This window comes from Kitasatospora purpeofusca (genome assembly GCF_036010405.1).
In the GTDB taxonomy this organism is placed as follows: Bacteria; Actinomycetota; Actinomycetes; order Streptomycetales; family Streptomycetaceae; genus Kitasatospora; species Kitasatospora purpeofusca.
On sequence record NZ_CP108561.1, the window covers coordinates 2,616,254 to 2,628,517 of the forward strand.

Sequence of the window (12,264 nt, forward strand, 5' to 3'; positions counted from 1 at the left end):
GCCTCGACGCCCCTCCGGCGTTCGTTCGCGGGACTCCGCGCGCACGGTCTACAGCGCGACGCCGAGCAGTGCGTCCACGGTGCGGGTGACCAGGCCCGGTGCGTCGATCCCGGTGCCGCCGTCGCGCTCCTGCGCGGCGGCCCAGCGGTCCACCGCGGCCAGCGCGGCCGGGGCGTCCAGGTCGTTCGCGAGCGCGGCGCGGACCTCTGCGAGCAGCTGCTCGGCGGGCGGGCCGTCCGGGCGGGAGACCGCGGCGCGCCAGCGGGCGAGCCGCTCGACGGCCTCGTCCAGGGTGCCCTTGGTCCACTCCCAGTCCTCGCGGTAGTGGTGCGAGAGCAGAGCCAGCCGGATCGCCGCCGGGTCGACGCCCTCGCGGCGCAGGGCCGAGACGAAGACCAGGTTGCCCCGGGACTTGGACATCTTGTGGCCGTCCAGGCCGACCATGCCGGCGTGCACGTACGCCTGGGCGTACGGGTGGGCGCCGGTGGCGACCTGGGCGTGCGCGGCGCCCATCTCGTGGTGCGGGAAGGACAGGTCGCTGCCGCCGCCCTGGATGTCGAAGGACATGCCGAGGAACTGCAGGGCGATCGCGACGCACTCGATGTGCCAGCCGGGGCGGCCGTGGCCGAGCTCGGTGTCCCAGGCGGGCTCGCCGGGGCGGGCGGCCAGCCACAGCAGGGCGTCCAGCGGGTGGCGCTTGCCCGGGCGGTCCGGGTCGCCGCCGCGCTCGGCGAAGACCGGGTGCATGGCCTCGCGGGTGAGGCCGGAGACCTCGCCGAAGGTCGGGTCGGACTCGACCGAGAAGTAGATGTCGCCGTCCAGCTCGTAGGCGGCACCGCTCGCGAGCAGCTTCTGGACCAGCGGGACGATCCACGGGATGGACTCGACGGCGCCGATGTAGTGGGCCGGCGGGAGCAGCCGCAGCGCGGTCATGTCCTCGCGGAACAGCGCGGTCTCGCGCTCGGCGAGGGCCACCCAGTCCTGTCCGGTCTCGACCGCGCGCTGGAGCAGGGGGTCGTCGACGTCGGTGACGTTCTGCACGTAGAGGACGTCGTGGCCGGCGTCCTTCCACACCCGCTGCACCAGGTCGAAGGCGTTGTAGGTGGCGGCGTGGCCCATGTGGGTCGCGTCGTAGGGCGTGATGCCGCAGACGTAGATCCGGGCGGCGCCGTCCTGCGGCACGACCTCCCGAATGCCTCCCGTCGCGGTGTCGTGGATTCGAAGGGGGAGCCCCTGACCAGGCAGGGCGGGAACCTCGGAGGCGGGCCAGGCATGCATGGGATCGACTTTAACCTTGAGAACATTTGAAAGCCTAACCAGTCGGCGAGATCGACTGGATTCGTCTGCTTTCGCGGCCTTGGCGGTTCCTGACCGATTGTGTCCGGAAGCCCTCGCCGGGCCGTCGGCGCGGAACCGTGCCGGAACCACGCCGGAACCACGTAGGAACCGCGCCGGACCGCCCCGCGCACGGCCACGCGGGGCGGTCCGGGCGGACGGGCGACCCGGTCGGCCCTGCCGCCGACCGGGCGCCCGCGACCCTCCGGGCAGACGGCCGGAGCCGCTACAACCGCTGCCAGAGGGCCGGCACGTTCGGCGGCTCCCACCCCGTGATGGCGGTGTGCCCCTGGAGGCACCGGTAGGAGACGCCGCCGTAGGTGACGCGGTCGCCCGCGCTGTAGAGGGTGCCCGCGGCCCAGGTCCCGCCCGGCGGTGTGGTGGGGGGCGTGCTGGTGGGCGGGGTGGTCGGGCCGGTGGGGGTGGCGGTCGGGGTCGGGGTCTGCGGCACGTTGAGCACGAAGTCGTACGTGCCCTCCTTGGCCGAGCCGACCTGGCGGACGTTCATCAGCAGCCGCGCGTCGTAGATGGTGTCGGTGCTGTTGCGCGGCTCGTTCGGGAAGTACAGCTGGGTGGTGAGCACCGGCCGGTTGGGCGCCTGGAGCTTGACGTGGATGTGCCGGGTGCGGCCCGGGTAGAGGCCGGGCACGATCGTGGTGAGGCTGAACGCGCCCTGGGCGTTGGTGAACTGGTGGCCGCGGAAGGTGAACCCGACGTTGTCGTAGGCGCCGTTCACATCGGCCTGCCAGAAGTCCAGCAGGACGCCGGACAGGGGCAGGCAGGCGCGGCCGAAGACGTAGCCGCTGACGGTGAGCCTGGTGCCCGGGGTGCTGTCGGTGATGAGCGAGCTGCGCAGCGGCGAGTTGGGCTTGAAGTACGGCCCCTCGGTCTGCTCGATGGTCGGGGCGTCGCCGTCGTGGCACTCGGGGGTGAAGTCCGGCATCTCGCCGGTGCCGACCCGGTCGCGGGCCAGGGCGACGCCGCCGCCGACCAGGAGGGGGGCGGTGCCGAGAACGGCGGCTGCCCGGAGGACGGTCTTGCGGCTTATCCGGCGGTCGGTGGGACCGTCCGTCCCGGTGACGGGCTCTTCGGACGCGGGCATGCGCCGACTCCTTCGCTGTGGGTGTGGGGGATCTGCCGGTGTCGATGGGAATGACGGCCCTTGCCATGGTGGGGGCATGACAAGGACCGGGCCGGCGGGCCGCCCGCTCGCGCCGGGCGGTCCGCCGGTGGCCGACAGTCAACCTACGGGCCGTCCGGACCTGCCGCGATGGACGTGATCCGGGGATCGTGGTGATTTCCTCCGACCTTGGTCCGGAACTCCCCGGGGGTCATCCCGGTCTCCCGGCGGAAGAACCGGCAGAAGTACGCCGGGTCGCCGAACCCGGCCTCGCGGGAGACCTGACGGACCGTCAGTTCCGTGCAGGCCAGCAGGCGCTTGGCCTCCAGCGTCTGCTGCTGGCGGATCAGCCGCCCCGGCGTGCGGCCGGTCGCCTGCTTGACCGTCGCCTGGAGGTGCCCCGCGGAGACCCCCAACTCGTGGGCGCAGGAGGCGACCGAGCGTTGCACTCCGCCCGGGTCGGCGATCAGCCGGGTGAACGCGGCGGCGAGGTCGCCGGTGCGGCCCGGCAGTGCCCCGGGGCCGACCGGCGCACAGGCCCGCAGGGCGCGGACGACCAGGATGTGCAGACTGGCCCGCAGCACGCCCGGATAGCCCGCCGGGCGGGCCCGGTACTCGGTCTCCATGTCGGCCAGCAGCGCGGCGATCGGCCCGGCCTGGTCGCCCAGCCGCACCGCCGGGCGTCCGGCCAGGGAGCGCAGCGCCGCGAGGTCCTGCGGATTGGTCAGGAGGAAGTCCTCGTTGAACAGCACGACCTGGCCGGTGAGGTCGTCCGCGTCCACCCAGTGGTGCACCTGGCCGGGTGCGATCACGCACAACTGCGGCGGCTGCAGCGGCCGCTGGACCAGGTCCAGGACGTGGGCGCCTCGGCCGCCGGTGACGTAGACGATCTCGAAGAAGGAGTGCCGGTGGGGGAAGCCGGCCCGGGACAGCGGGCCGATGGTGTCGAAGCTGCCGATCGCGAACGGGAGCAGATGCGGCAGCGGGACCTGGAGGCGGTGCAGCGGCAGGTCCAGGTGGGGGGTGGTCCGTCGCTCGTCCATCGTCGCAGTGTGCGGCCGGGACCGGGCACCGGTCCAGACCACTGTCCGGTACAGGGACCCGTGGACGGGTGGTCCGGCGGCCCGGCCGGCCCGCGGTTCGAAGGCCGGACGGCCCGCCGGACCGTCAGATCGGCGGCCAGGGGATGGACGGCCAGTCCTCGGAGGGCAGCGGATGGGTGCCGGCCGCGAGCAGCGCCGCGACCCGGGCCCGGGTCGCGTCCAGCTCGGCCGCCGTCAGGTGCGGGGCCAGCCGCTCCCCCAGCTGGCCGTCCAGCTGCCCGGCCAGCCCGGCCAGCACCGCCGCTGCCTCCTCGGGCAGCGGGCTCCCGGCCCAACCCCAGAGCAGGGTGCGCAGCTTGCCCTCGCGGTGGAAGGTGACGCCGTGGTCGATGCCGTAGATCCGGCCGTCCGCGGCCGGGATCAGGTGGCCGCCCTTGCGGTCGGCGTTGTTGAGGACGGCGTCCAGCACCGCGAGCCGGCGCAGCCGGGTGTCGTCGGGGTGGACCAGCAGCGCGGTGCGCCCGTCGCCGACCTCGGCCCGGACGATCGGCAGCCAGCCGTCCTCGGGGCCGGCCGGGTCCTGGAGCGCGAGCAGCGGGTCCGCCTCCGGATCGGGCTCCACCCACAGCTGCACCATGCCGGGGCCGTGCGGGCCGTCGCGCAGCACGGTGGGCGGGACCAGTCCCCAGCCGGTGGCGGCGGACAGCTCGTAGGCGGCGACCTCGCGGCCGGCCAGGGTGCCGTCCGGGAAGTCCCAGAGCGGGCGCTCGCCGGCCACCGGCTTGTAGACCGCCTGCGCGCTGAGGCCGTAGGTACCGTCGGTACCGTCGATGCCGACGGTGCAGTAGAGGGCCGCGTTGGAGGCGTCGGTGAGCCGGCCGTGCACGGTCAGCGCGCCCTCCCGCAGCAGCCGCAGCGCGGTCGGCGTGTCGGCGGCGAGGGCGGCGGCCCCGGCGGGGTCGGCGCGCGGCGGCTCGGTCCCGCCGACCGGGGCCGGCGGCGTGTTCAGCGCCGGTACCCGTTCGCGCGCGGGCACAGGTGGCCCTCCGGGTCGAGTGGCAGGTTGCAGAACGGGCAGGGCTTGCGGCCGGCCGCGACGAGGTCCAGCGCGCGCCTGGCGAACACCCGGGCCATCGCGCCGGAGAGCCGCACCCGGAGCATGTCGGGGCCGTTCTCGTCGTCCTCGAAGACGGCGGCGCCCTCCTCCTCGCCCTCCTCCTCCTCGATCAGCGCCTGCGCCTCGACGACCAGGCAGCTGTCCACGGTGTCCCACGCCAGCGCCATCGTGCCGACCCGGAACTCCTGCTCCAGCGGCAGGTCCAGCGGCGCGGTGTCCAGCAGTTCCTGCGGGGCGCCGGCCGGGATGGCGGCCTCGCCGCCGCTGCGGCGCAGGGCCTCGTCGAGGACCTCCTCGATCCGCTCGGCGAGCGCGGAGACCTGGGTCTTCTCCAGCAGCACGCTGGTGATCCGCCCCCGGGCGCTGGCCTGGAGGTAGAACGCCCGGGCGCCGGGCTGGCCGACGGTGCCGGCCACGAACCGTTCGGGCTGGTCGTAGAAGTAGACCTGACGGGGCACGCTCTCGCTCCGGATCGTATCGATCGTCGTGGACGTCGGGGACGTCACGGGGTTCGGGGTCGGGCCCGGTGGTCCCGGGGTGCGCGGCGGGGTGCGCCGGGGCCCACTGGTCACCCTACGACCTCCCGGGCCGGGCCGGGGAGCCGAGCCCGGGGGCGGGCTGCCCCGGGTCCGTCTCCCGGGTTCTGCCGGATCAGGCCGCGCCGGTGGAACCGCCGACCACGGCGTCCCCGCTCGGAGCGGCCTGGCCGTCCTGTCCGGGGTGGGCGGCGGGCCGGGGGGCGAGGGAGGCGAGGTCGCCGGTGTCGCCCATCCTCAGCACGAACGGGCGGCGCGCGGTGTAGCGGATCGCGGTGACCGAGCAGGGGTCGACGTTGATCCGCTGGAAGTGGTCGAGGTGCAGGCCCAGCGCGTCGGCCACCACGGACTTGATCACGTCGCCGTGCGAGCAGGCGATCCAGACGGCGTCCTCGCCGTGCTCGGCGGCGATCCTCTCGTTCCACTCGCGGACCGCGCCGACGGTGCGGTGGCTCAGCTCGCGCAGCGACTCCCCGCCCGGGAAGGCGGCGGCCGCCGCGTGGTCCTGGACGGTGCGCCAGAGCGGCTCCTTGGCGAGCTCGGCCAGCGGGCGGCCGGTCCACTCCCCGTAGTGGCACTCGCCGAGCCGGTCGTCCAGCGCGGGCCCGCCCGCCGCGGCGGCGGCGCCTGCGGAAGCGGCCGGCCCTGAACCGGCCGACCCGGAGCCGGCCTGCTCGGGGCGGGCCAGCTCGGGGCGGGCCGCGAGCAGCGGCTCCAGGGTCTGCCGGCAGCGCTCCAGCGGGCTGCTGACCGCTTGGACCAGCGGGACCGGGGCGAGCCGGGCGGCGAGCGCGGCGGCCTGCGCGCGCCCGGTGTCGTCGAGCTCCACGCCCGGCGTCCAACCGGCCAGGATTCCGGCGGTGTTCGCGGTGGAGCGGCCGTGGCGGACGAGCAGCAGGGTGGGCATGGGCCCACCCTACGGCCTCCCGGAGCGGGGCGGGCGGGCTTCCGGATCTTGGTCGGGGCGCTGCCGAGGGGTGCCGCCGAGAAGGTCCGGACCCGGGCACGGGTGGGGCGCGGGGGACGCGGGGGACGGTGGCGACCGGTGCCGGGGCGAACCGTCGTCGCGGCGGATGTTTCGGAACGGCGCCAGGGGCGAGAATGGCGCGCATGATCGTCCACTGCGCCATCTACCGGGACGGCCGACCGGTCGCGACGCCCGCCGGTCCGGCCGGCTCCCTCGCCGCCGCGCGGAAGGCGGGGCGCGGCGGCTTCGTCTGGATAGGCCTGTTCGAGCCGACCGTCGAGGAACTCGACGAGGTCTCCGAGGAGTTCGGCCTGCACCCGCTGGCCGTCGAGGACGCGGTCGGCGCCCACCAGCGGCCCAAGGTGGAGGCGTACCAGGACTCGCTGTTCGTCGCGCTCAAGACCCTCGGCTACCACCCCGGCGGCCACGCGGTGACCAGCGGCGAGGTGATGCTCTTCGTCGGCGAGGACTTCGTGATGACCGTCCGGCACGGCGCCGACAGCCCGCTCGGGGACCTCCGGGCCGAGCTGGAGGAGCACCCGGAGGTGCTCAAGTACGGCCCGAGCGCCGTGCTGCACTCCGTCTGCGACGCGGTGGTGGACGGCTACGTGGACGTGGTGGTCGGGCTCCAGGCCGATCTCGACGAGCTGGAGGCCGATGTGTTCGCCCCCGGCCGGGTGGGCCGGGACGTCGCGAGCCGGATCTACGGCTACAAGCGGCAGCTGGTCACCGTCCGCCGGGCCACCGGCCCGCTGGTCGAGCCGATGATGCGGCTGGACCGCGACGGGGTGCCGTACGTCCGCGCCGAGGCGCACCCCTACCTGCGGGACGTCTCCGACCACCTGGCCCGGGCCAACGACCAGGTGGAGGGGATGGACCGGCTGCTCTCGGACATCCTCGCCGCCAATCTGGCGCAGGTCAGCGTGCAGCAGAACAACGACATGCGGAAGATCTCGGCCTGGGCGGCGCTGGCCGCCGTGCCGACGATGATCGCGGGCGTGTACGGGATGAACTTCGAGCACATGCCCGAGCTGCACCAGCCCTGGGGCTATCCGGCGGCGGTGTCGCTGATGGTGGTGGTCTGCGTGCTGCTGCACCGGGTGTTCAAGCGGCACGACTGGCTGTAGGGCCGGTCGCTCCCCCGCCGCCGGTCGTTCCCGAGTGGCACCGCCACCGGTCGTTCCCGGGCGGCACCGTCGCCGTTCGGACGGTGCCACCCGGGTTCGGCGGTCAGGCCAGGCCGGCGCGCTCCAGCGCCGCGACGCCGGTGCGCAGCGCGGTGATCCGCTCGTCCAGGGTGAAGCCGGCCGGGGCCAGGGTGAGCGTGGTGACGCCCGCGTCGGCGTACGCCTGCATCCGGTCGGCGATCCGGGCGGTGTCGCCGATCAGCGAGGTGGCGTCGATGAGTTCGTGCGGGACGGCGGCGGCCGCGCCCGCGTAGTCCCTGGCCAGGTAGCGCTCCTGGACCTCGTCGGCGGCCTGCTCGTAGCCCATCCGCCGGGCGAGCTGGTTGTAGAAGTTCTTCTCCTTGCTGCCCATGCCGCCGATGTAGAGCGCGGTGTACGAGCGCTGTGAGTCGACGCCCGCCTTGATGTCCTCGCCGACCGCGATGGCAACGGTGGGGCAGACGTCGAAGCCCTCGAACTCCCGGCCGGCCTCGGCTCCGGACCGGACCCGGCCGGCCTTCAGCGGGTCGAGGGAGAGCGCGGCGTGCTCCGGGTCGAAGAAGATGCCGAGCCAGCCGTCGGCGATCTCGCCGGTCTGCTCCAGGTTCTTCGGGCCGATCGCGGCGATGTACAGCGGGATGTGCTCGCGCACCGGATGCACGGTGAGCTTGATCGGCTTGCCGGGGCCACCGGGCAGCGGCAGCGTCCAGTGGTCGCCCTCGTGGACCAGCCGCTCGCGGGACATCGCCTTGCGGATGATCTCCACGTACTCGCGGGTGCGGGTCAGCGGCTTGTCGAACTTCACGCCGTACCAGCCCTCGGAGACCTGGGGGCCGGAGACGCCGAGGCCGAGCCGGAAGCGGCCGCCGGAGAGGGTGTCCAGGGTGGCGGCGGTCATCGCGGTCATCGCGGGGGTGCGGGCCGGGATCTGGAAGATCGCCGAGCCCACGTCGATCCGCTCGGTCCTGGCGGCGACGAAGGACAGCACGGTGGCGGCGTCCGAACCGTAGGCCTCGGCGGCCCAGCAGACCGAGTAGCCGAGCCGGTCGGCCTCCTGGGCGACGGCGATGTTGTCGGCGTCCATGCCGAGTCCCCAGTAGCCGAGGTTGATGCCGAGTCGCATGGGCAGTGCCTTCCAGTCGGTTGTTCCGTGAGGGTAGCGGCGCGTCCGACGGACATGCTACTGGCCGGTAGGAGTGGGCCGGGTCACATTCCGGCCGCGTGGCGGGACCGGGGGCGGGTCCCACGGGGGCCCGGGGTCGTCCTGCGGCGGCGGCCGGGGTCGTCCTGCGGGTCTGCACACCTGCCCGGGCACCGGCCGCTACGCTCAGCCGACGTGGGGGCGCCTCGCCCCACCTGCGCGTTCGTCCCCCGTCGTCCCGGCCGTGCGGCCGCGGTGCCGGCCGGTGGCGCCGCGCCGCCACCGCACCTACGGCCAGTAAGAGGGCACGTCCGATGGAAAAGCGTCACCTCGGCCGCACCGGGCTGCAGGTCTCCCGGCTCGGCCTCGGCACCATGACCTGGGGCCGCGCCACCGACGAGCAGGTGGCCGCGGAACAGCTCAAGGAGTTCGTCGACGCCGGCGGGAACCTCGTCGACACCGCCGACGTCTACGCCGACGGCGACGCCGAGTACCTGCTCTCCCGGCTCACCGACAGTCTCGTCCCCCGCTCCGACCTGGTCATCGCCACCAAGGCCGGCAGCGTCCCGGCCGCCCGCCGCTTCGACGGCTCGCGCGGGCACCTGCTCACCGCGCTCGACGCCTCGCTGCGCCGGCTCGGCACCGACTACGTCGACCTCTGGCAGGTGCACGCCTTCGACCCGGCCACCCCCGTCGAGGAGACCCTCAGCGCCCTCGACATCGCCGTCTCCTCGGGCCGGGCCCGCTACGTCGGCGTCTGCGACTTCAGCGGCTGGCAGCTGGCCAAGGCCGCCACCTGGCAGAACGCCCATCACGGGCGGGTGCCGCTGGCCGGGGCGCAGCTGGAGTACTCGCTGCTCCAGCGCGGCATCGAGCGCGAGGCCCTGCCCGCCGCCCTGGACGCCGGGGTCGGGCTGCTCGCCGCCTCCCCGCTCGGGCGCGGCGTGCTGACCGGCAAGTACCGGCACGGCCTGCCGCAGGACTCGCGCGGCGCCTCGCCGTACCTGTCGGGGTTCGTCCAGCCGTACCTCGGGGAGCGTCCCCGGAGGATCGTGGACGCCGTCGCCACCGCCGCCGACGGGCTCGCCAGCAGCCCGCTGGCGGTCGCGCTCGCCTGGGTCCGGGACCGCCCCGGGGTGGCGAGCGCGCTGGTCGGGGCCCGCACGGTGGCGCAGCTGCAGGCGGCGCTGTCGGTGGAGGCGCTTACGCTTCCGGAGGAGATCCGCGGTGCGCTCGACGACATCTCGGCGCCGGTCCACCGCTACCCCGACCAGGGGTGGAGCGAGCTGTAGCGGTCGCTCGACCCCGCGCCCGAGCCTGCCCGAACCGACCGACCGCCGACCCGGCCGCCCCGCGCGGCCCCGGACCGGCCCGAACAGCCGACCGCCCGCAGTACGGGCGGCCGGTGCCCAGCAGTGGAGTTGAGCTTTTGTGGAGCGGACGATGACTGACGCGGAGAACGGCGCCCCGGAGGAGTCCTCGATGAGCCCGGACACGGGCGGCGCCGTGCCCGCGCAGGCGTCGGCGGAGCGGGGCCCGGCGGGCTCGGACTCGGACTCGGACTCGGACTCGACGGACGGTGAGTCGGGCTCGGCGGACGAGGGCTCGGCGGACGTGGACTCGACGGACGAGGGCTCGGGCTCGGCGGACGGTGAGACGGCGGGCGCGGGGGCACCGGACGCGGCCGGTCCCGGCGGCGTCGCCGCCGACCGGGCGGCCGCCGTCGCGGCGCTGGCCGAGCGGGTCCGCTCGGTGGGCCGGTCCGGCCCTGGCACCGGCGCGTCCTCGGCCCACCCGGCCGGCTCGACGCCGGAGGACGGGACGGCCCCCGGCACCCCCGCCGACGGCACCGGCACCGGTCCGGCGGTGACCGACGAGCAGCGGGCCCAGGCGCTCCGCGCGACCGCCGAGGTGCTCGGCGCGGGCGGCGCCCCGGCCGAGCTGGCCACCGCCGCCGTGTCGGTGTTCGGCGACGGCGCGGCCGAGCAGCTCCGCGAGGACCCGTGGGCCGTGCTCTCCCTCCCCGGTGTCCGCCCCGAGCACGCGGACGGCTTCGCCCGCGGCCTGCTCGGTCCGGCGGCCGGCCCGGGCGACCCGCGACGGGCGCAGGCGCTGGTCGGCTGGCTGCTGGAGCAGGCGGCGCTGCGCGGCCACTCCGCCCTGGAGATCGGCGAGGTGACCGCCGGACTGGAGCGCCTCGGGGTGCCGGACTCCGCCGCCGCCGTCCAGGCCGCGGTGCTCGACGGCCGTGCGATGCCGTTCCAGGAGGAGCTCACCGGCGCCGAGGCGCACGCGGCGGGCGGCGAGGACGAGGACGAGCCGCCGACCCGGACCCTGCTCGCCCTGGAGCGCCTCGCGCTGGCGGAGGAGAGCCTGGCCGACGGCCTGGTCCGGCTGATGTCCACCTTCGTGCCCGGCGAGGACCACGAGGAGGCCACCGACGGGTCCGCCGAGGAGACCGACGACGGCTCCGACAGCGGGTCCGCCGAGGAAGCCGGTGCCGAAGCCGTCGTGGAGGCGGACGGCGCGGAAGCCAGCGCCGAGACCGACACCGACGCCGCCCCGCAGGCACCCGCCGCGCCCGGTCCGGCCGCCTGGGAGGCCGCCGCCGGGACCGCCCCGTCCTCCTCCGCGGCCGCCCTGGTCCGGGCCGCCGCCGGGAGCGCGCTCGTCCTGCACACCGGCGGCGAGGCCGCCCGCGCCGAGCCGGCCGCCCTGCTGGCCGCGGCCACCGGCCTCGGACTGCGCGCCTGGGCCGCCACCTGGACCGACCACGGCCGCGACGCCTTCGCCGCGCTCGCGCCGCTCGCCGACGCCCCGGCCCCCGCGCCCGTCGCCACGCTGGCCGAGCTGCTCGCCGGCGCCGCCGGTCCCGGCCGGTCCCCCGACGGCATGCTCGCGCTCGACCTGCTGGTCGTGCTGGACGCCCCGCTGCTGGACGTCGAGCTGGCCGCCACCCTGCTGGAGTCGCTGGCCGACGGCACCCGGCTGGTGCTCAGCGGCGACCCGGGCCAGCTGTGGTCCGCCGGGCCGGGCCGGTTCTTCGCCGACCTGCTCACCGCCAAGGTCTGCCCGGCCGTCGCCTCCCGCACGCCGGACTTCGGCCCGATCGGCGAGCTGGTCTCCGGCGTCGGCATCGGCGAGCTCCAGCCGGTCGAGGCACCGGACAAGGAGGTGGTCATCCTGACCGCCAAGGACAGCGGGGAGGCCGTCCACCGCGCCGTCCAGCTGCTCACCGACTCCATCCCGCGCGCCCTCGGCATCCCGTCCGAGCAGGTCGTCCTGCTCACCCCGGGCCACGGCGGCGGCGCCGGCACCCGCGCGCTGAACGCGGCCGCCAAGGCCAGGCTCAACCCGGGCCCGGGCCGGTTCGCCGGCTTCGACCCCGGCGACCGGGTCGCCGACTCCCCCGCGCCCGGCCACACCCGGCCGGCCCGGGTGGTCGACGGCGACGCCGCCGGCCTGCACCTGGAGTACCCGGACGGCAGCCGCCGCACCGTCGCGCCCGCCGAGGCCAAGAAGCTGCGGCACGGCTGGGCGCTGACCGTCCACCAGGCGGTCGGCCGGCACTGGCCGGGCGCGGTGGTGGTCGTGCCGGACGACGCCGCGGCGGCGCTCAGCCGGCAGTGGGTGTACACCGCGTTCGGCCGGGGCGAGCGGCACCTCTCGGTGGTCCACGCCGCCGGACCGGCGCTCCCGCAGGCGGTCGCCGAGCGCCCGGCCGCGCCGCGCACCACGCGGCTGCGCGCGATCCTCGCCGAGAACGCCGCGCAGGAGTACTGACGGGCCCGAACGGCGTCCGGTCCGCACGGAGAGGCCCCCACGTACGTCCTCGGACG

The 12,264-nt window shown here is 75.6% G+C and carries 10 protein-coding genes; 3 read left to right on the forward strand and 7 right to left on the reverse strand.

Going from position 1 to position 12,264, the window contains the following annotated elements; all coding sequences use genetic code 11:
- Nucleotides 1-48: 48 nt before the first annotated feature.
- From mshC to OG715_RS11185, 6 genes are all read right to left on the reverse strand, one after another.
- Nucleotides 49-1,278 (reverse strand): cysteine--1-D-myo-inosityl 2-amino-2-deoxy-alpha-D-glucopyranoside ligase, encoded by a 1,230-nt coding sequence (gene mshC / locus OG715_RS11160; RefSeq protein WP_266275059.1) that lies wholly within the window; start codon nt 1,276-1,278, stop codon nt 49-51.
- A 283-nt stretch (nt 1,279-1,561) separates the two neighbouring features.
- Nucleotides 1,562-2,437, reverse strand: a complete 876-nt coding sequence (locus OG715_RS11165; RefSeq protein ID WP_266275057.1) for a dioxygenase family protein — start codon at nt 2,435-2,437, stop codon at nt 1,562-1,564.
- A 143-nt stretch (nt 2,438-2,580) separates the two neighbouring features.
- The gene (locus OG715_RS11170; protein ID WP_266275055.1) at nt 2,581-3,498 is read right to left on the reverse strand and encodes a helix-turn-helix domain-containing protein; all 918 of its coding nucleotides are present in this window, start codon (nt 3,496-3,498) and stop codon (nt 2,581-2,583) included.
- A gap of 124 nt (nt 3,499-3,622) precedes the next feature.
- Nucleotides 3,623-4,414 carry an SCO1664 family protein gene (locus OG715_RS11175; protein WP_266277318.1) on the reverse strand — a complete coding sequence of 264 codons (792 nt, stop codon included), beginning with the start codon at nt 4,412-4,414 and terminating at the stop codon, nt 3,623-3,625.
- A gap of 89 nt (nt 4,415-4,503) precedes the next feature.
- Complete coding sequence (locus OG715_RS11180) at nt 4,504-5,073, reverse strand: DUF3090 domain-containing protein (protein WP_266275053.1); 570 nt, start codon at nt 5,071-5,073, stop codon at nt 4,504-4,506.
- A 193-nt stretch (nt 5,074-5,266) separates the two neighbouring features.
- A complete protein-coding gene (locus tag OG715_RS11185; protein WP_266275051.1) occupies nt 5,267-6,058 on the reverse strand; it encodes an MSMEG_4193 family putative phosphomutase in 792 nt (263 codons plus the stop codon).
- Nucleotides 6,059-6,252: 194 nt separating this feature from the next.
- Between OG715_RS11185 and OG715_RS11190 the strand changes: the two genes are divergently transcribed.
- Nucleotides 6,253-7,245, forward strand: coding sequence for a magnesium and cobalt transport protein CorA (locus OG715_RS11190; protein ID WP_266275050.1), 993 nt, complete (start codon nt 6,253-6,255; stop codon nt 7,243-7,245).
- A gap of 103 nt (nt 7,246-7,348) precedes the next feature.
- Here the strand turns inward: OG715_RS11190 and OG715_RS11195 are convergent, their stop codons facing one another.
- The gene (locus OG715_RS11195; RefSeq protein WP_266275049.1) at nt 7,349-8,407 is read right to left on the reverse strand and encodes an LLM class F420-dependent oxidoreductase; all 1,059 of its coding nucleotides are present in this window, start codon (nt 8,405-8,407) and stop codon (nt 7,349-7,351) included.
- A gap of 332 nt (nt 8,408-8,739) precedes the next feature.
- Here OG715_RS11195 and OG715_RS11200 point away from each other — a divergent pair, with 332 nt between their 5' ends.
- Complete coding sequence (locus tag OG715_RS11200) at nt 8,740-9,717, forward strand: aldo/keto reductase (RefSeq protein WP_266275047.1); 978 nt, start codon at nt 8,740-8,742, stop codon at nt 9,715-9,717.
- 151 nt (nt 9,718-9,868) lie between these two features.
- Nucleotides 9,869-12,208 (forward strand): helix-hairpin-helix domain-containing protein, encoded by a 2,340-nt coding sequence (locus OG715_RS11205; RefSeq protein ID WP_266275045.1) that lies wholly within the window; start codon nt 9,869-9,871, stop codon nt 12,206-12,208.
- Nucleotides 12,209-12,264 lie beyond the last annotated feature (56 nt).

What these genes read in the sequence shown, in the direction of transcription:
- mshC (WP_266275059.1), bottom strand. Translation starts at nt 1,278, where the DNA reads ATGCATGCCTGGCCCGCCTCCGAGGTTCCCGCCCTGCCTGGTCAGGGG.
- OG715_RS11200 (WP_266275047.1), top strand. Translation starts at nt 8,740, where the DNA reads ATGGAAAAGCGTCACCTCGGCCGCACCGGGCTGCAGGTCTCCCGGCTC.
- OG715_RS11185 (WP_266275051.1), bottom strand. Translation starts at nt 6,058, where the DNA reads ATGCCCACCCTGCTGCTCGTCCGCCACGGCCGCTCCACCGCGAACACC.
- OG715_RS11170 (WP_266275055.1), bottom strand. Translation starts at nt 3,498, where the DNA reads ATGGACGAGCGACGGACCACCCCCCACCTGGACCTGCCGCTGCACCGC.
- OG715_RS11190 (WP_266275050.1), top strand. Translation starts at nt 6,253, where the DNA reads ATGGCGCGCATGATCGTCCACTGCGCCATCTACCGGGACGGCCGACCG.
- OG715_RS11205 (WP_266275045.1), top strand. Translation starts at nt 9,869, where the DNA reads ATGACTGACGCGGAGAACGGCGCCCCGGAGGAGTCCTCGATGAGCCCG.
- OG715_RS11165 (WP_266275057.1), bottom strand. Translation starts at nt 2,437, where the DNA reads ATGCCCGCGTCCGAAGAGCCCGTCACCGGGACGGACGGTCCCACCGAC.
- OG715_RS11195 (WP_266275049.1), bottom strand. Translation starts at nt 8,407, where the DNA reads ATGCGACTCGGCATCAACCTCGGCTACTGGGGACTCGGCATGGACGCC.